14 protein-coding genes are annotated in these 16,477 nt (G+C 73.2%); 10 read left to right on the top strand and 4 right to left on the bottom strand.

Translation table 11 applies throughout. The annotated features are described in order from the left end of the window. Positions 1-93 precede the first annotated feature (93 nt). The 5 genes from ACFWEJ_RS08935 to ACFWEJ_RS08915 all read left to right on the top strand — a co-directional run bounded on the left by ACFWEJ_RS08935 (position 94) and on the right by ACFWEJ_RS08915 (position 5,687). On the top strand, positions 94-1,347 hold the full coding sequence (locus ACFWEJ_RS08935) for a phosphotransferase (protein ID WP_377228849.1): 1,254 nt from the start codon (positions 94-96) through the stop codon (positions 1,345-1,347). Continuing rightward, a complete protein-coding gene (locus ACFWEJ_RS08930; RefSeq protein WP_377228848.1) occupies positions 1,344-2,825 on the top strand; it encodes a sensor histidine kinase in 1,482 nt (493 codons plus the stop codon). The genes ACFWEJ_RS08935 and ACFWEJ_RS08930 overlap by 4 nt, the downstream gene beginning before the upstream one ends. Next, positions 2,822-3,487, top strand: coding sequence for a response regulator transcription factor (locus ACFWEJ_RS08925; protein WP_377228847.1), 666 nt, complete (start codon positions 2,822-2,824; stop codon positions 3,485-3,487). Before ACFWEJ_RS08930 ends, ACFWEJ_RS08925 begins: the two co-directional genes overlap by 4 nt. Before the next feature lie 153 nt (positions 3,488-3,640). Further along, positions 3,641-4,069: a hypothetical protein gene (locus ACFWEJ_RS08920; RefSeq protein WP_377228846.1), complete on the top strand. Its 429-nt coding sequence runs from the start codon at positions 3,641-3,643 to the stop codon at positions 4,067-4,069. A 148-nt stretch (positions 4,070-4,217) separates the two neighbouring features. Further along, positions 4,218-5,687, top strand: a complete 1,470-nt coding sequence (locus ACFWEJ_RS08915; RefSeq protein WP_377228850.1) for a M81 family metallopeptidase — start codon at positions 4,218-4,220, stop codon at positions 5,685-5,687. Positions 5,688-5,712: 25 nt separating this feature from the next. Here ACFWEJ_RS08915 and ACFWEJ_RS08910 read toward each other — a convergent pair whose 3' ends face one another. Further along, entirely contained in the window at positions 5,713-6,837 is a 1,125-nt protein-coding gene (locus ACFWEJ_RS08910; RefSeq protein WP_377228845.1) for a GNAT family N-acetyltransferase, read from the bottom strand. Positions 6,838-6,924: 87 nt separating this feature from the next. Here ACFWEJ_RS08910 and ACFWEJ_RS08905 point away from each other — a divergent pair, with 87 nt between their 5' ends. After that, entirely contained in the window at positions 6,925-9,306 is a 2,382-nt protein-coding gene (locus tag ACFWEJ_RS08905; protein ID WP_377228844.1) for a glycoside hydrolase family 3 C-terminal domain-containing protein, read from the top strand. A gap of 77 nt (positions 9,307-9,383) precedes the next feature. On the opposite strand, the gene ACFWEJ_RS08900 is transcribed toward ACFWEJ_RS08905, so the two are convergent. Both ACFWEJ_RS08900 and ACFWEJ_RS08895 read right to left on the bottom strand, forming a co-directional pair. Further along, a complete protein-coding gene (locus ACFWEJ_RS08900; protein ID WP_377228843.1) occupies positions 9,384-10,520 on the bottom strand; it encodes a GNAT family N-acetyltransferase in 1,137 nt (378 codons plus the stop codon). A 65-nt stretch (positions 10,521-10,585) separates the two neighbouring features. Next, positions 10,586-11,218, bottom strand: coding sequence for an NAD(P)-dependent oxidoreductase (locus ACFWEJ_RS08895; protein WP_377228842.1), 633 nt, complete (start codon positions 11,216-11,218; stop codon positions 10,586-10,588). Between the two features lie 108 nt (positions 11,219-11,326). Between ACFWEJ_RS08895 and ACFWEJ_RS08890 the strand changes: the two genes are divergently transcribed. Then, a complete protein-coding gene (locus ACFWEJ_RS08890) occupies positions 11,327-11,932 on the top strand; it encodes a TetR/AcrR family transcriptional regulator (protein ID WP_377228841.1) in 606 nt (201 codons plus the stop codon). Here ACFWEJ_RS08890 and ACFWEJ_RS08885 read toward each other — a convergent pair. After that, positions 11,929-12,984, bottom strand: coding sequence for a LacI family DNA-binding transcriptional regulator (locus ACFWEJ_RS08885; RefSeq protein WP_377228840.1), 1,056 nt, complete (start codon positions 12,982-12,984; stop codon positions 11,929-11,931). The two genes, ACFWEJ_RS08890 and ACFWEJ_RS08885, sit on opposite strands and share 4 nt — an antisense overlap. 234 nt (positions 12,985-13,218) lie before the next feature. On the opposite strand from ACFWEJ_RS08885, the gene ACFWEJ_RS08880 reads away from it, so the two are divergent. From ACFWEJ_RS08880 to ACFWEJ_RS08870, 3 genes are read left to right on the top strand one after another with little or no spacing between them, the layout of a single operon-like run. Then, positions 13,219-14,511 carry an extracellular solute-binding protein gene (locus tag ACFWEJ_RS08880; RefSeq protein ID WP_377228839.1) on the top strand — a complete coding sequence of 431 codons (1,293 nt, stop codon included), beginning with the start codon at positions 13,219-13,221 and terminating at the stop codon, positions 14,509-14,511. 8 nt (positions 14,512-14,519) lie between these two features. Further along, entirely contained in the window at positions 14,520-15,542 is a 1,023-nt protein-coding gene (locus ACFWEJ_RS08875; protein ID WP_377228838.1) for a carbohydrate ABC transporter permease, read from the top strand. Then, positions 15,542-16,420, top strand: coding sequence for a carbohydrate ABC transporter permease (locus ACFWEJ_RS08870; RefSeq protein WP_377228837.1), 879 nt, complete (start codon positions 15,542-15,544; stop codon positions 16,418-16,420). Before ACFWEJ_RS08875 ends, ACFWEJ_RS08870 begins: the two co-directional genes overlap by 1 nt. Positions 16,421-16,477 lie beyond the last annotated feature (57 nt).

Genomic DNA, 16,477 nt, shown 5'->3' with positions numbered 1-16,477 from the left:
ACGTGAACGTCTCCCCGGGCCTTCTGCGCAGGGTTAGAGGATTCTCATCCGGATCGGGGCGCTTCTGCCCCGCCCGGCTGCGAGGATGACGTGATGACCACGCACCTCGATCTGCTGACCGGCGAGTCCGCCGCGGGGCTCCTCGACGCCGCAGTGGCGACGGCGGGCGGGGAGCTGGTCGACTGGCGGGTGCGGCAGGTGGACCACCGACCCGGCTCGACGACGACGGTGGCGTACCGCGCGACGGTGCGCTGGAACGGCGTCGAGCGCTCCGAGACGCTCGGCGCGAGCGTGGGCCGGGCCCGCGACGGGCGCAAGCCGGGCGTGGTCACGCTGTCCGACGGCGACGCGACCGTCGCGGTGTGGCGGTTCCCCGGCGACCCGGCCCTGCCGGCCCTGCCGCGCGCGTTCGACCCCGCCGCCGTCGAGGAGCTCCTGGCGGGGCTCGGCGTGGGCCCGCGGGAACGCGCGCACCCCGAGCTCAAGGTGCGCGCCTACCGGCCCACCCGGCGGGCCGTGCTGGAGGCCACGGCGGCGGCGTCGCACGTGTTCCTCAAGGTGCTGCGGCCGCGCAAGGTCGCGGACCTGCACCAGCGGCACGCGCTGCTGTCGCGGGCGGGGCTGCCGGTCCCGCGTCCGCTCGGCTGGTCCGACGACGGCCTGCTGGTGCTGTCCCCGCTGCACGGCACCGAGATGCGCACCGCGATCCGCGACGGGGGCCGCATCCCCTCGCCGTCCGCGATCCTGGACCTGCTCGACCGGCTGCCCGCCGAGGTGCGCGACCTGCCGCGACGCCCGGCCTGGAGCGAGTCGGCGCAGCACTACGCGGGCGTGATCGGCGCGGCGCTGCCCGCCGAGGCCGGCCGGGCGAGCGACCTGGCCGGCGCGGTCGCCGAACGCCTCGCGGAGCGCGGCGCCGGGACCGACCCGACGCACGGCGACCTGTACGAGGCGCAGATCATGCTCACCGAAGGCCGGGTCACCGGCCTGCTCGACGTCGACTCCGCGGGGCCCGGCCACCGCGCCGACGACCTGGCCTGCCTGGTGGCGCACATCGACGTGCTGTCGCTCGTGGGCGGTTCGGATCCTACGCACGTGGCCCGCGCGGCCCGGATGCGCCGGCTCGCCGCGGACTACACGGCCGGGTTCGTGACGGCACCCGGCACCCGGGGCGCGGACCGCAGCGACCTCGCCGCCCGGGTCGCGGGCGTGCTGCTCTCCCTGGCCACCGGCCCGCACCGGGTCCAGGAGCGGTACTGGCAGGCGGCGACGTCGCGCCGACTGGACGTCGTCGCGGCCTGGCTCGACGGTTCGCGCCTCGCGACCGCCGGCGTGGGCGGCGCATGAGCCTGCGCAGGCCGTCCGTCCGGGCCAAGGTCGTGGCCGTGGTCGTGGCGGTGACCGCGATCGGGCTCCTCGGGGCCGGCCTGCTCACCCACGCGATCCAGTCCCAGCAGATCATGGACGACATCTCCGAGGACTTCGACCAGGAGATCGGCGAGCTGCAGCGCCTCGCGGCCGACGGCGTGGACCCGGAGACGGGCGAGGACTTCCACGGCGCGGGGCGGCTGATGAGCGTGGCCATGGAACGCAACGTCCCGGGCTCCAACGAGATGTTCGTGAGCTATCTGGACGGCGCGCACCAGCAGTCCAACCCGCCCGCCGCGAGCCGGGTGGTCGTGGAGAGCGAGCTGGTCCAGGAGGTCGTGGACGAGCTGACGCCGCAGACGTCCACGACCGTCCAGCGCGAGATCGAGACCGAGATCGGCCGGGTGTGGTTCGTCGTCGTGCCGGTGACCGTGCCGGACCGGCAGGAGGTGGGCGCCTACGTCATGGCGTCCGCGCTGGACCAGTCGCTCGAGGCCGAGACCGCCGTGATGCGCACCTACGCGATCGTCTGCAGCGTGGCCCTGGTGCTCCTGGGCGTGTTCGCCTGGCTCGTGGTCAGCCGCCTGCTGCGCCCGCTGCGCCAGCTCAGCGCGACCGCGACCCGGGTGACCGAGACCGACCTGTCCCAGCGCGTGCCCGTCGCGACCGACGACGACCTCGGCGAGCTGGCCGGCGCCTTCAACACCATGCTCGACCGCCTCTCCACGGCCATCGAGACGCAGCGCCAGTTCCTGGACGACGCCGGGCACGAGCTCCGGACGCCGCTCACGGTGCTGCGCGGCCACCTGGAGGTGCTCGACCCGGACGACCCGGCCGACGTGCGCGAGACCCGGGACCTGCTGCTGGACGAGACCTCCCGGATGGGGCAGATCGTCGAGGAGCTGGTGCTGCTCGCCAAGGCGGAGCGGTCCGACTTCGTGGCCCCTGCCCCGGTGGACCTGGGCCGGTTCACGGACGACGTGCACGACAAGGCGCGGGCACTGGGCGACCGCCGCTGGGTGGTGGACGCGCGGGCCGACGCCGAGGTCTCCGCCGACGCGCACCGGCTCACCCAGGCCGTGCTCCAGCTCGCGGACAACGCGGTCAAGTTCACCGGCGCCGACGACGAGGTGGGGATCGGCACGCAGGTGTTCGACGGCGCGTCCGGCCGCGTCGTCCGGCTCTGGGTGCGGGACACCGGGCCGGGCGTGCCGCCCGAGGAGGCGGACCGCATCTTCGACCGGTTCGCGCGCGGGAGCACGGCGGGCGGCGTCCCGGGCTCCGGCCTGGGCCTCGCGATCGTGCGCGCCATCGCGCAGGGGCACGGCGGAGACGTGGTGGTGGAACGGTCCGACGGGGGCGGCGCGCGGTTCGTGATGACCTGGCCCGTGGCCGGACCCGGGCAGGGCGAGCGACCGGCGGCACGAGGCGCGGCGGCTGAGGAGGAGGCGGCGTGAACCAGATCCTGATCGCGGAGGACGAGGAGCGCATCGCGCAGTTCGTGCGCAAGGGCCTCAAGGCGCACGGCTTCCAGCCCACCGTGGTGTCCGACGGCGCCTCGGCGCTCGGCCACGCGATGTCGGGCGGCTACGACCTGATGGTGCTGGACATCGGGCTGCCCGTGCTGGACGGGTTCACGGTGCTGCAGCGGCTGCGCGACGTCGGTTCCACGCTGCCCGTCGTGATCCTCACCGCGCGCGACTCGCTGTCGGACCGGGTGGCGGGCCTGGAGGGCGGGGCGGACGACTACATGTCCAAGCCGTTCGGGTTCGACGAGCTGCTCGCGCGGATCCGGCTGCGGCTGCGCAAGGCGGCGTCGGAGGCCGCGCCGTCGGACCGGCTGGAGCACGGCGGCGTCGGGCTGGACCTGCGCACCCGCACCGCGACCGTGGCGGGCCGGGAGGTGGAGCTGTCCGCGCGGGAGTTCGCGCTCGCGGAGGTGTTCCTGCAGCACCCGGGGCAGGTCATGTCGCGCGAGCAGCTCCTGTCGCGCGTGTGGGGGTACGACTTCGACCCCGGGTCCAACGTGGTGGACGTGTACGTGCGGTACCTGCGCAGAAAGCTGGGCGCGGACCGGATCGAGACCGTGCGGGGCGCGGGCTACCGGTTCCGGGGATGAGGCCCCGCCGGGCCGGCGCGGCCGCCTGCTGGGCCGCCCGGACCACATGAGAGCTGTCTCATCCGGCTCTCCTCGTCGCCTCATCCGGGCGCGGCAGACTCGTCGTCAGCAGGCACCCGACCGGGGTGCCGGGAGACCCGGGAGGTCGGTCGCATGAACCCCTCGACCATGAAGAAGCGCTGGGCCGTCGTCGGGACGGCCGCCGTGATCGGCATCGTGGGCGCGAGCACGGCCGCCGCGCTCAACGACCCCGCCCCGCGGGCCGAGTCGACCGCCGCCGTCGCGCTGTCCGGGGCGACCGCCCCCGCCGGCGGGACGACCGCCGCGCCCACCGACGACTCGCCGGAGTCGGCGGACTCGCCCAACGAGTCGGCGCGGGACACCCCGGGGTCCGCGCAGTCGGCGGACTCGCCGGGCGACGCGAACTACGACCCGTCACCGGAGTCGGCGGACTCGCCGAACGAGTCGGCCCACGACACGGCGGGATCGGCGCAGTCGGCGGACTCGCCGGACGACGCGAACTACCAGTCCCCGGCCGACGACACCCCGAACGACAACACGCCGGACGACGCGGACGACTGATCCGTCCCCGCCCCGTGTCGGAACCTCAGGCCACCCCGGTGCCCTGAGGTTCCGACATGTCGGCAGATGTACGGAAGTAGTAACCCGGCCCGCCTACACTGCGCGCGTGACCCGTACCCCCCGTCGACCGCGGATCGCGATCTGCGGCATGGCCATCGAGTCCAGCACGTTCTCCCCGCACCGCTCGGGCTGGGAGGCGTTCACCCTGCTGCGCGGCAACGAGCTGGTCCGGCGCTACCCGTTCCTGCGGGACGGCACGGCCCTGCGCCGGGAGGCCGAGTGGGTGGGCATCCTGCGGGCCGGGGCGCTGCCGGGCGGCGCGGTCCCGGCGGACGTCTACGAGACGGTCCGCACCGAGATCGGCCTCGCGCTGGAGGCGCAGGGCCCGTTCGACGGGGTGCTGCTGGAGATCCACGGCGCCATGGCGGTGCTCGGCCACACCGACGCGGAGGCGGACCTCGCGCGGGCGGTGCGCGCCGCCGTCGGGCCGGACTGCCTGGTCTCCGCGTCCATGGACCTGCACGGCAACGTGTCCCGCGACCTGGCCGCGACCGTCGACCTCATCGCCTGCCACCGCACGGCCCCGCACGAGGACGAGGACGAGGCGCGCGAGCGCGCGGCCACGGACCTGCTGCGGCGCGTGGACGGCGCCGGGCGGCCGCGCAAGGCCTGGGTGCAGGTGCCGGTGCTGCTGCCGGGGGAGCGGACGAGCACCCGGCAGGAGCCCGCGAAGGGCCTCTACGAGGACGTCGCGCGGGTCGGGGCGCTGGACGGCGTGCTGGACGCCTCGGTCTGGGTCGGCTACGCGTGGGCCGACGAGCCGCGCTGCCGGGCCGCTGTTGTGGTCACGGGCGACGACGACGCCGTCATCGCCCGGGAGGCCGAACGCCTGGCCCGCCGGTACTGGGACGCCCGCGCGGAGTTCGGTCTCGTCGCCCCCGCCGGGTCGTACGAGGAGTGCCTGCGCGCGGTGCTGGCGAGCGACGCGCGGCCGTTCGTCCTGTCGGACACCGGCGACAACCCCCTGGCCGGCGGCGCGGGCGACGTGACCTGGACCCTCGCCCGGCTCCTGGCGGAGCCCGCCTTCGCGACCCCGCCCGCCGACGGCGGCCGCACCGCGATCTACGCCGCCCTGCCCGACGCCGGGGCCGCCCGCACGGTGGCCGCCGCCGGGGTGGGCGCCACCGTCGAGGTGGGCGCCACCGTCGAGGTGGAGGCCGGGGCCCGGGTCGACGACGGCCCCCACGGACCGGTGGTCCTGCGGGGCGTCGTCGAGCACGTGCGCGCGGACGACCCCCTCGCCGGCATCGTGTGCGTCGTGGCGGTGGGCGGCCTGCGGGTGGTCCTGACCGAGCGCCGCCGGGCGTACCACCTGGAGTCGGACTTCACCGCGATCGGCCTGGACCCGCGGGGCACCGACGTCGTGGTGGTGAAGGTCGGCAACCTCGAGACCGAGCTCTACGAGATGGCCGAGGACTGGATGCTCCTGCTCACGCCGGGCGGCGTGGACCAGGACCCGCAGCGGCTGCGTCGCACCGGCCTGGGCGGGCCGGTGTGGCCCTTCGACGACGACGCCGCCTTCGGCGACGGCCCGGACCTCACCGCCGAGCTGCTCTGACCCGGCGCCGCCGTCCGGCGTCAGGTCAGAGCGAGCCCTGGAAGTTGGCGCAGCCGCCCGCCGGCACGAACCCGAGCGCGATGTTGATCGCGAGCATGTGCGGGTTCTCCTCGTTGTTCCAGGTGTAGATCCGCTGCGCCTGCGGGCGCAGGCGTGCGTGCTCGCGCAGGTTCACGGCCTTCACGAGCATCCCGAGCCGGTGCCCGCGGTGCGTCCTGAGCACCACGGTCGCCTGCTGGTTGGTGTGCTCGGGCTGGAGGTCGTTCCACTGGAGCATGGTCATCGCGACCAGCTCGCCCGTGGCCACGTGCTCGGCCGCCGTCACCACGTACTGGTCGCCCTTGGCGGTCATCGCCGCCTCCTCGGTGCGGATCCGCTCCACGTCCCAGACGTCGGACTCGACCTCCAGGCCGCCGCGCGGCTCGTCGTCCGACAGCGCCTGCTCCAGGGCCGCGTACTGCTCGATCCACTCCTCGGGCATGGGTGCCGTCCAGGTGTGGACGCGGTACGCGTCGCCCGCGACGGCGCGGGACTCGGCCTCGAACCGGGACACCGCCTCCGGCAGCACCGGCAGGTCGATCCGGGAGCGGCGCTCGACGAGCTGGAGCGTCAGGCCCAGCTTCTGCGCGAGCAGGACGCCCGGCAGGTCCGCGGCGACCTCGCCGCTGCCCGACGCCGGAGCCAGCGTCTCGCCCGCCGGCTTCTGCGGGCCGAAGTCGACGTACGTCATGAACGACGTCCGGCCCTCCGCCCGCGCCGTGTCGCGCGACCACTGCGCGAGGGCCGTGGCGATGCCCCGCCCCCGGTGCTCCGGATGCACCACGATGCCGCCGATCGCCAGCTCGGGGTTGGCGCGGACCTGCAGGAACACCGTCGCCTCACCCACCACCTGCGGCCCGGCGGGCGTGTCCACCACCGCGATCCGGCGCAGCTTGCGCACGTAGCTCTGGTTGTTCATGCCGACCAGGACGCCGATCGGCGTCGGGGCGGCGTCCGCGTTGCCGATGTCGACGACCGCGGCCGCGGCGTGCATCTCCGCGATGCCGCGGTACGCCCAGGCGTCGGGCTCGTCGAGCGAGGTCGCGTGCGGAGGGTCCATGAGCCGCCACGCCGACGTCGCCGGGGCGGGTGCTGCAGAGGAAGTGGTCATGAACCCAGGGTGCTCCGGGCGGAACCGGGGCGCACGGCTTTATTCGGCACCCCTGGACCCGGCACGCGTGGCCGCTAGCGTGACCGCATGACGAAGAAGTCGCGTTCCGGGGCGCTCACCGTCGAGCAGAAGGCCCGGCTCCTGTCCGGGGCCTCGTTCTGGTCCACGGCGGAGGCGCCCGGCGTCCCGCCCGTCTACCTCGCCGACGGGCCGCACGGCGTGCGCCGGCTCGCCCCCGACGTCGGCGACATCGAGGGTGCGGTCCCGGCCACGTGCTTCCCGCCCGCGGTGGCGCTGGGCAGCACCTTCGACGTCGGCCTCGTGACCCGGGTCGGTGCGGCCGTGGCCGCCGAGGCGCGGGCACGCGACGTCGACGTGGTGCTCGGCCCCGGCATCAACATCAAGCGCAGCCCGCTGTGCGGGCGCAACTTCGAGTACGTGTCGGAGGACCCGCTGCTCGCCGGCGAGATCGGCGCGGCCCTGGTCACCGGGATCCAGGGTGGCGGCGTGGCCGCGTGCGTCAAGCACTTCGCCGCGAACAACCAGGAGACCGAGCGCATGCGCGTCTCCGCCGACGTCGACGAGCGCACCCTGCGCGAGATCTACCTGCGCGCCTTCCAGCGCGTGGTGACCAGGGCGCGGCCCGCCACGCTCATGTCGTCCTACAACCGCGTCAACGGCACGCACACCGGCGAGGACCGCCGGCTCACCACCGACGTGCTGCGCGGCGAGTGGGGCTTCGAGGGCCTGGTCATGTCCGACTGGGGCGCCGTCCACGACCGCCTCGCCGGCATCCGCGCGGGCCTCGACCTGGAGATGCCCGGCGCCGGCGAGGCCCGGGTCGCGGAGATCGTCGCCGCCGTCCGGTCCGGCGCGCTCGACCTTGCCGACGTCGACCGCTCGGCCGCCCGGGTGGTCGCGCTGGCGCTCGCGGCTCGGGCCGCGCGGGAGTCGGCCGCGCGGGCGCCGGCCGCGGACGGCGCGGACGGGGCGGACGCCGTGCCCGCGCCCGGGGCGCTTCTCGCGGAGCGGGGCGACGACCCCGCGGCCTGGCACGACGACGCGCACCACGCGCTGGCCCGCGAGGCGGCGAGCCGGGCGATCGTGCTGCTCAAGAACGACGGCGGCCTGCTGCCCCTGGCCCCGCGCACGCGCCTGGCCGTGATCGGCGAGCTCGCGCGGACACCACGGTTCCAGGGCGCGGGCTCCTCCCAGATCGTGGCGACCCGGGTTGACGACGCCCTCGTGGCGATCCGCGACTCGGCGACCGACGTCGTGTTCGCGCCGGGGTACGGGCTGGGGGCGGGCTCGGGCGGCGGGGCGCTCGCGGACGGGGCGCTGGGCGACCGGGCGCGCACGGACGAGGCGCTCGCCGACGAGGCCGTCGCCGCGGCCCGGGACGCCGGGGTGGTGCTGTTCTTCGCGGGCCTGCCGCAGTCGGCCGAGGCCGAGGGTCGCGACCGCCAGCACATCGAGCTCCCGGCCGACCAGCTCGACGTGCTGGACCGGGTGCTGGCGGTCAACCCGCGCGTGGTCGTGGTGCTCTCCAACGGCTCGGTGGTGCGGCTGTCCGGCTTCGCGGACCGTGTGCCCGCGATCGTCGAGGGCTGGCTCCTGGGCCAGGCGGGCGGCGGGGCGACCGCCGACGTCCTGTTCGGCCGGGTCAACCCGTCCGGCCGCCTGGCCGAGACGGTCCCGCTGCGCCTCGAGGACACCCCCGCGTGGACCAGCTTTCCCGGGACCGGGCTGCACGTCACGTACGGCGAGGGCATCTTCGTGGGCTACCGCTGGTACGACGCGCGGGACCTGGCAGTGCAGTACCCGTTCGGCCACGGGCTGTCGTACACGACGTTCGCCTACGGGGACCTGACGGTCGCCGCCGGGCCGGTCGACGGCGTCGTCGGCCTCACCGCGAGGCTGACCGTCACCAACACCGGCGGCGTGGCCGGCCGCGAGGTGGTGCAGTGCTACGTGTCCGTGCCGGGCTCCGCGGTGCCGCGGGCCCCGCGCGCGCTGGCCGCGTTCGCCGTCGTGGACCTGGCGCCGGGGGAGTCCCGGGAGGTCGAGCTGGTCGTGGACCGGGCCGACCTCGCGTACTGGGACGTGCGCGCCGACCGGTGGCACGTGGAGGGCGGCGCCTACCGCGTCGAGGTGGGCGCGTCGAGCCGCGACCTGCGCGTCGCGGCCGAGACCGAGGTGCCCGGGGACGCCGTCGCGACGCCGCTGACGCCGGGGTCCTCGGTGGGCGAGGCCATGGCGCACCCCGTCGTCGGCCCGGTGGTCACCGCGCTGCTGCGGGCGGCTGGCCTGTCGGACGACGTCATGATCATGACGCAGGCGATGCCCCTGGAGCGGCTCCCGTACCAGCCGGGCTCGGGCGTCACGCCCAGACGGCTCCGCCGCCTGCTGAACCTGGCCAACAGCCGCCTCGCCGCCCGTCTCACCCGCCCCCGCCCCCGCCGTCGTTGAGTGCAGGGTATTTGTTGCCTCGAAACGGTTCGAGGCAACAAATACCCAGCACTCAACGGGGCGGGCGGGTGGGTGGGTCAGAGGCGTTTTTGGAGCGCGGCTTCTGCGCCTGAGGGGCGGAAGCCCAGGGCCACGTTGATGCCCAGCATGTGCGCGTTCTCCTCCGCGTTGAACGTGTGGACCCGCTCCGTGGCCGGGTGCCGCGCGGCGAGCTCGCGCAGGTTCACGGCCTTGACCAGCATCCCGAGCCGGTGCCCGCGGTGCTCCTTGAGCGCGATCGTCTCCTCCTGGAACACGTAGGCAGGCTTGCCGTCCTGCAGCAGGAATGACGTGCCGGCCGCGATCTCGCCGGTCGGGACGTGCACCACCAGGGTGGTCAGCAGGCGCTCGCCGCCGTCGGCCCGGGCCGCCAGGTAGGTGCGCACGCGCGCGGCGTCCCAGGTCTCCTCGCCGAAGTCGAGCTCGCCCTGCGGCACGTCCGTTGACATCCGCGTCATGAGCTGGGCGTATCCCTCGTGCCACTCCTCGGGGATGCCCTCCCAGGTGTGGGTCACGTAGTCGGCGCCGGCCTTCGCCCGGGCCTCCGCCTCGAACGCGGCCAGCGCGTCGGCGTCAACCGGCAGGTCGAGCCGCGACATCCGCTCCACCTGCTCCAGCGTGTACCCGCGGCCGAGCGCGAACCGCGCCCCGCCCGCGTCGGCGGGCAGCCGTCCGGCGCCGGTGGCCGGCACCAGCGCCTCCTCGTCCTGGGCGGCCTCGCGCGGCGAGAGGGACCAGCCGAAGAACGTGGTCCGTCCGGCGTCGGCCGCCGCCCGTTCGGCCTGCTCGGCCAGGGCGCTGCCGATGCCCCGGCGCCGGTGGTCGGGGTGGACGCCCACGTAGACGTCGGCGGTGTGCGTGTTGTCGTCCCGCGGCAGCCTGAGGAACCCGTAGCCGACGACGTCGTCGGTGGTCGGCGCCTCGCCGTCCGCCCGGTCCAGGACCGCGACGAACCGGCGCTTGTCCGCGTACTCCTGGTGCAGCATGTCGCTGACGAGCGTCTGCACGGTGCGAGCGAGGTCGTCGTACCCGAGGTTCGCGGTCTCGACGGCGCGGTCGACGGCGGCGATGCCGTGGTACGCCCAGGCGTCGGGGTGGTCGGTCGCGGGCACGGCCGCCACCTCGAGGATGCGCCACGTCGTCGGCTCGGGCGCGTAGCCGGTCGGGGAGGTCATACGACCAGGGTGCCCCGCACGCCGTCGGGCGGCGAGAGATTATCGACGGCGTGCGGGGCGCCGGGTCAGGCGGCGACGGAGATCGCCTGCCCGACGGCGGTCCGGTCGGTCAGGGCGTCGCGCATCGCCAGGGCGAGGTCCGGTCGGGCGATCGTCCAGGCCCACCGCACGTTGCCGTCCCGCCGGGACTTGTAGCGGCCGGTGCCCCGGCGGTCCTGGAGGCGCGGCGGCCGCATGATCGTCCAGTCGACGTGGCTGGCCCGGATCACCTGCTCCATGGCCTCCAGGTCGGCGTTCGCGACGGCCAGCGCCCGCCTGAGGATGGGCTTGGCGACGTAGCGGGAGAGCGGGTCGTCGCCGTCGACCAGCCAGCCGCTCGCGCTGATCGCGACCAGCCGGCGCACGCCCGCGCGGTCCATGGCGGCGATGACCGCCGTGATCCCGTCGCGCAGCACGTGCGGCGACTCGCCGGGCACCGGTCCCAGGCAGCTCGCGACGGCGTCGACCCCGTCGAACGCGGCGGCGAGGGCCGCGACGTCGGTGGCCTCGGCGACCCGGACCTCGCCGGGTGCGCCGGACGCTCCGGCCAGGCGGGCCGGGTCGCGCACGACGGCGACGACGTCGTGGCCGGCCGCCGTCAGGGTCCTCACGAGCTCGCGGCCGGTGCGGCCGCTCGCTCCGACAACAGCGATCTGCATGGCATCTCCTCGGGTCCAGGTGGTGGATATCAGGGTGTGAGTGAATACTTACTAACACCGTGCCACGGGGTCGGACCGCAGGTCAAGGGAGCAGGGAGAATGTCTGGCATGAGCACACGGGAGCGGATCCTCGACGCGGCGGCGCGCGTGATGCGCGAGCAGGGCGTGGCCCACGCGACGACCAAGGAGATCGCGCGGGCGGCCGGCTGCTCGGAGGCGCTGCTGTACCGCCACTTCGACGACAAGCAGGGCCTGTTCATGGCGGTGCTGCAGGAGCGCCTGCCGCGCTTCGCCCTGCCCGACGACGCCGTGGGCACCTCCACCGTGGAGGCCAACCTCGTGCGGTTCGTCTCGGGGCTGCTCGACTTCTACGTCGGGAGCTTTCCGATCTCGGCCTCGATCTTCTCCAGCAGCGTGCTCCTGGCCCGCCACCGCGAGTCCATCGCCGCGAAGGGGGCGGGCCCGCAGGTGCCCCAGCTGAGGTTGCAGGCCTATCTGGAGGCGGAGCGCGACGCCGGCCGGGTGCGCGCGGACGCCGACGTCGAGGCCGTCGCGCGCCTGCTCGTGGGCGCGGCGCTGTACCAGGCGTTCCTGGCGACGTTCTGGGGCGAGGACGGCGACGGCAGCACCGGCGACGCCGAAGGCGGCGTCGGCCGGCCCGGCCTGGCCCAGCACCTAGTGGCGCCGGTCCTGCCGGCGCTGCTGGTGGGCTAGGCCGGCGGGGGAGCCGTGCTCGACCGCTGCACCAGCCGCGTGGGCAGGCGGGTGTGGTGGCCGGCCGACGGGCCGGACTCCAGCATCGAGATGACCATGCGGAGTGCCTCGGCGCCCATCTCGTGCAGGGACTGCGCCACAGTCGTCAGGGGCGGGGTGGACCCGGCGGCCTCGGGGACGTCGTCGAACCCGATGACGGACAGGTCCTCCGGGACGCGCAGGCCCAGCTCCTGGGCCACCTGGATGACGTGGATCGCGGACAGGTCGTTCGCGGCGAAGACCGCGGTGGGCCGGTCGGGGCGTTCGAGCAGGTCGTGCGTGGGCCGGTCGGACCGGTCCGGGCGGTAGCCGCCCTCCAGCACCAGGCTCGGGTCCGGGGTGAGCCCCGCCGCCTCCATCGCCTCGAAGAAGCCCAGCTCGCGCAGGCGGGCCGACTCCAGGTCGGCGCGTCCGCCCAGGTAGCCGATGCGTGTGTGGCCGAGGCCGATCAGGTGCTCGGTGGCGGTGCGGGCGCCGCCCAGGTTGTCGGAGTCGACGGTGGCCGGTCCCGTGGGGCCGGTGTGCGGGTCGATCGCGACGATGGGCACGCCGTCGTGCTGCGGGAGGGCGAGCGTGGGCGTCACGATGACCACGCCGTCGATCAGGGTGCCCGCGAGACGGGACAGGGAGCGGCGCTCCCAGCCCACATGGTCGGAGCGGCCGGCGTCGCCGCAGTAGGCGAGGAGCTCGTAGCCCGTGCCCGCGATCGCCGCGGAGATGCCCTTGAGGAGCTCGGTGGAGAACGGCTCGAACTCGGCCACGAGCACGCCGATCACGTTGGTCTGCCGACGGCGCAGGCTGCGTGCGACCAGGGACGACTCGTACCCGAGGTCGGCCACGACGGCGAGCACGCGCTCGGCGGTGGCGGCTGCCACGCCGTACCGGCCGTTGACGACCTTTGACACGGTGGCGACCGAGACCCCGGCGACGCGGGCGACGTCGGTGATGGTGGCGCGGCCGGTCGCGCGCTCCTCGGTGGCGGACGGTCCGAAGGTCTCGGAGTCGTCCGTCACGCCGTCACCCGGTCCGGCGGTGGACCCGGGTGAGCTTGTCCCACTGTGCACGGAAGAGACAGTACATCCGGGCGCGGGGGTGTGTCCGACGGGCCGATCTGTTTCGAAATCGATATCGAAACCGTTTGACGAAAGCATGGCGCTCCTGACACTCTCCTGCTTGACGGACTCCTTGGTCCGTCCAAGAGGCAGGCTCCTGCCAACCGTCGATGACGACTTACAAGGGGTTCCACAATGATGAGGAAAACGCGGGCCTCGGGCATCGTTGCCCTGGGTGCCACCGTTGCCCTGCTGGCCACGGCTTGTTCCGGCGGCGGGGGCAGTGAGGGAGGTTCGGACGGCGAGGTCTCGATGACCTTCTGGCACAACTCCACCACCGGGCCGGGCAAGGCGTTCTGGGAAGACACCGTCGCCGCCTTCGAGGAGGCCAACCCGGGTGTGACGATCGACGTCCAGTCCATCCAGAACGAGGACATGGACGGCAAGCTGCAGACCGCCCTCAACTCGGGCGACGCACCCGACATCTTCATGGCGCGCGGCGGCGGCAAGCTGGCCGACGTCGTCGAGGCCGGCCAGATCATGGACCTCACCGACTCGATCGACGAGGCGACGAAGACCAACGTCGGCGCCGGCTTCGACGCCTTCACCGTGGACGGCAAGATCTACGGCATGCCGACCGCCATCCTGCCGGGTGGCCTGTTCTACAGCCAGGACCTGTTCGACGAGGCCGGCATCACCGAGACGCCGACCACCATCGACGAGCTGAACGACGCGGTGTCCGCCCTGAAGGACAAGGACATCTCCCCGATCGCCCTGGGCGGCAAGGACGCATGGCCCGCCGCCCACTGGTTCTACTTCTTCGCGCTCCGCGAGTGCTCGCAGGAGACGCTCGAGACCGCGGCCCAGTCCCGCAGCTTCGACGACGACTGCTGGATCGCCGCCGGCGAGGACCTGCAGGCACTCTCCGAGACCGAGCCGTTCCAGGACGGCTACCTCACGGCGACCGCCCAGCAGGGCGCCGGTTCCTCGGCGGGTCTCATCGCGAACCACAAGGCCGCCATGGAGCTCATGGGCGCCTGGGACCCGGGCGTCATCGCGGGGCTGACCCCGGACCAGAAGCCGCTGAAGGACCTCGGCTGGTTCCCGTTCCCGGCCACCGAGAGCGGTGACGGCGACCCGGCCGCGTTCATGGGCGGCGTCGACGGCTACTCCTGCTTCGTCGAGGCTCCGCCGGAGTGCGCCGACTTCCTGAACTTCTTCATGCAGAAGGAGTACCAGGAGAACTACGCCGAGGCCTTCGTGACGCTGCCGGCCAGCAAGGAGGCGCAGGACGTCGTGACCGACCCCGCGCTGCAGTCCGTGCTGGCGGCCTACAACGAGGCGCCGTACGTCTCCGTCTGGCTGGACACGCTCTACGGCCAGAACGTGGGCAACGCGCTCAACGCCGGCGTCGTGGAGATGCTGGCCGGTGACGGCACCCCGCAGAGCATCGTCGACGCCGTGAACGCCGCGGCCGCGATGGAGTAACGAGCCAGATGACTCACTCCCTGGGCGAGAACTCAGCAACCAGGACGGCCTCGCCTGAGGGTCCCACGGCGGGCGGGGACGGCGTGCAGACGTCGTCCCCGGCCCCTGGGCCGCGGCGGGGCAGGCGGACCGACTGGCGCAAGACGCTCGAGATCACCGTGCTGTCCGGCCCGGCCATCGTCGTGTTCCTCGCGTTCGTCATCTTCCCCGTCTTCCTGGCGGCCTACTACGGCTTCTTCAAGTGGAAGGGCTACGGCCCGCCGACCGAGTTCGTCGGGCTCGACAACTACCTGACGATCTTCCGGGACTCGGCGTTCCACGACGCGCTCCTGCACAACGGTTACATCGTCGTGCTGTCGCTGATCCTGCAGGGGCCGGCGGCCGTCGCGCTGGCGCTCCTGCTGAACCAGCAGATCCGCGGGCGTTCGATCATCCGGGTCCTGATCTTCGTGCCGTACGTGATCTCCGAGGTCATCGTGGGCACCGGCTGGAGCCTGCTGCTGCAGAGCTCCGGTGCGGTGAACGACCTGTTGGAGAAGATCGGCCTCGGGGCCCTCGCGGTCGACTGGTTGTCCGATCCCAAGATCGCCCTCTGGTCCCTGATGATCATCATCAGCTGGAAGTACATCGGCTTCGCCGTGATCCTGTTCCTCGCGGGTCTCCAGAGCATCCCCGAGGAGCTCTCCGAGGCGGCGGCGATCGACGGCGCCTCGTACTGGCAGATCCAGCGGACCATCACGCTGCCGCTGCTCGGGCCGACGCTCCGTATCTGGGCGTTCCTGTCGATCATCGGCTCGCTCCAGCTCTTCGACCTCGTCTACATCATCTGGGGCCAGTACATCTCCGCCACCGCCGGTACGTCGACGATGGCGACCTACATGGTCCTGAACGGGCGCCTGGCCGGGAACTTCGGCTACGGCAACGCCGTCGCCGTCGTGCTGTTCCTGATCTCGCTGGTCATCGCGCTGGTCTACCAGCGGTACGTGCTGCGCCGGGACACCGAGGGTGCGCTCACGGAAGGAAAGAAGTGATGGCGACGCTGCTCCAAGCCCCCACCACCACGACCGGGCAGACGCTCCGTCGGCAGCCGAAGGTCGCCTGGGGTAGCCCGATGACCTACGCCGTCGCGTTCCTGTTCGTCGGCGTCTGCATCGCCCCCGTGCTCTACATCATCCTGGGCGGGTTCCGGACGAACGCGCAGATCACCACGGACCCGTCGGGCCTGCCCTCGCCGTGGGTGGTCGAGAACTACGTCAGCGTGCTCGTGAGCGAGGTGTTCTGGCGCCAGGTCGCCAACTCGGCGGTGGCCGGCATTCTCACCACCGTCGGCGTCGTGGCGCTCGGGCTCATGGTCAGCTTCGTGCTGGCGCGGTACGACTTCAAGCTCAACGCGGCCATGTACTCGCTGTTCGCCGCCGGTCTCATGTTCCCGATGACGGTCGCGATCACGCCGCTCTACATCCTGATCCGCGACCTCGGCCTCATGAACACCATGGGCGGCATCGTCCTGCCGCAGATCGCGTTCGCACTCCCGACCACGATCATCATCCTGGTGCCGTTCCTGCGCGCCATCCCGAAGGAGATCGAGGAAGCGGCCTCGATCGACGGTGCGAGCCGCATCGGGTTCTTCTTCCGGATGGTCGTGCCGCTGTCGCTGCCCGGCGTCGTCACGGTCGGCATCCTGGCGTTCGTCGCGTCCTGGAACTCGTACATGCTGCCGCTGTTCATCCTGAACGACGAGCTGTCGTACACCCTGCCGCTCGGCGTCCAGGCGTTCGCCTCCCAGTACTCGGTCGACACCGCACGGGTGCTCGCCTTCACGTCGCTGTCCATGATCCCCGCGCTGATCTTCTTCTCGCTCTTCGAGCGGCGCATCGTCGGCGGCCTCACGGGCGCGGTCAAGGGCTGACCCGCGCCGTCCGGCACCTGCACCACCACCACGCAGGCCATCACACGTAGGACCGAG

Source organism: Promicromonospora sp. NPDC060204 (assembly GCF_042728455.1).
Classification (GTDB): domain Bacteria; phylum Actinomycetota; class Actinomycetes; order Actinomycetales; family Cellulomonadaceae; genus Promicromonospora.
This window is presented reverse-complemented; position numbering and strand designations above follow the sequence as displayed.

What these genes read in the sequence shown, in the direction of transcription:
- ACFWEJ_RS08900 (WP_377228843.1), bottom strand. Translation starts at nt 10,520, where the DNA reads ATGACCTCCCCGACCGGCTACGCGCCCGAGCCGACGACGTGGCGCATC.
- ACFWEJ_RS08905 (WP_377228844.1), top strand. Translation starts at nt 6,925, where the DNA reads ATGACGAAGAAGTCGCGTTCCGGGGCGCTCACCGTCGAGCAGAAGGCC.
- ACFWEJ_RS08935 (WP_377228849.1), top strand. Translation starts at nt 94, where the DNA reads ATGACCACGCACCTCGATCTGCTGACCGGCGAGTCCGCCGCGGGGCTC.
- ACFWEJ_RS08930 (WP_377228848.1), top strand. Translation starts at nt 1,344, where the DNA reads ATGAGCCTGCGCAGGCCGTCCGTCCGGGCCAAGGTCGTGGCCGTGGTC.
- ACFWEJ_RS08910 (WP_377228845.1), bottom strand. Translation starts at nt 6,837, where the DNA reads ATGACCACTTCCTCTGCAGCACCCGCCCCGGCGACGTCGGCGTGGCGG.
- ACFWEJ_RS08915 (WP_377228850.1), top strand. Translation starts at nt 4,218, where the DNA reads ATGGCCATCGAGTCCAGCACGTTCTCCCCGCACCGCTCGGGCTGGGAG.
- ACFWEJ_RS08895 (WP_377228842.1), bottom strand. Translation starts at nt 11,218, where the DNA reads ATGCAGATCGCTGTTGTCGGAGCGAGCGGCCGCACCGGCCGCGAGCTC.
- ACFWEJ_RS08920 (WP_377228846.1), top strand. Translation starts at nt 3,641, where the DNA reads ATGAACCCCTCGACCATGAAGAAGCGCTGGGCCGTCGTCGGGACGGCC.
- ACFWEJ_RS08870 (WP_377228837.1), top strand. Translation starts at nt 15,542, where the DNA reads ATGGCGACGCTGCTCCAAGCCCCCACCACCACGACCGGGCAGACGCTC.
- ACFWEJ_RS08880 (WP_377228839.1), top strand. Translation starts at nt 13,219, where the DNA reads ATGATGAGGAAAACGCGGGCCTCGGGCATCGTTGCCCTGGGTGCCACC.
- ACFWEJ_RS08890 (WP_377228841.1), top strand. Translation starts at nt 11,327, where the DNA reads ATGAGCACACGGGAGCGGATCCTCGACGCGGCGGCGCGCGTGATGCGC.
- ACFWEJ_RS08875 (WP_377228838.1), top strand. Translation starts at nt 14,520, where the DNA reads ATGACTCACTCCCTGGGCGAGAACTCAGCAACCAGGACGGCCTCGCCT.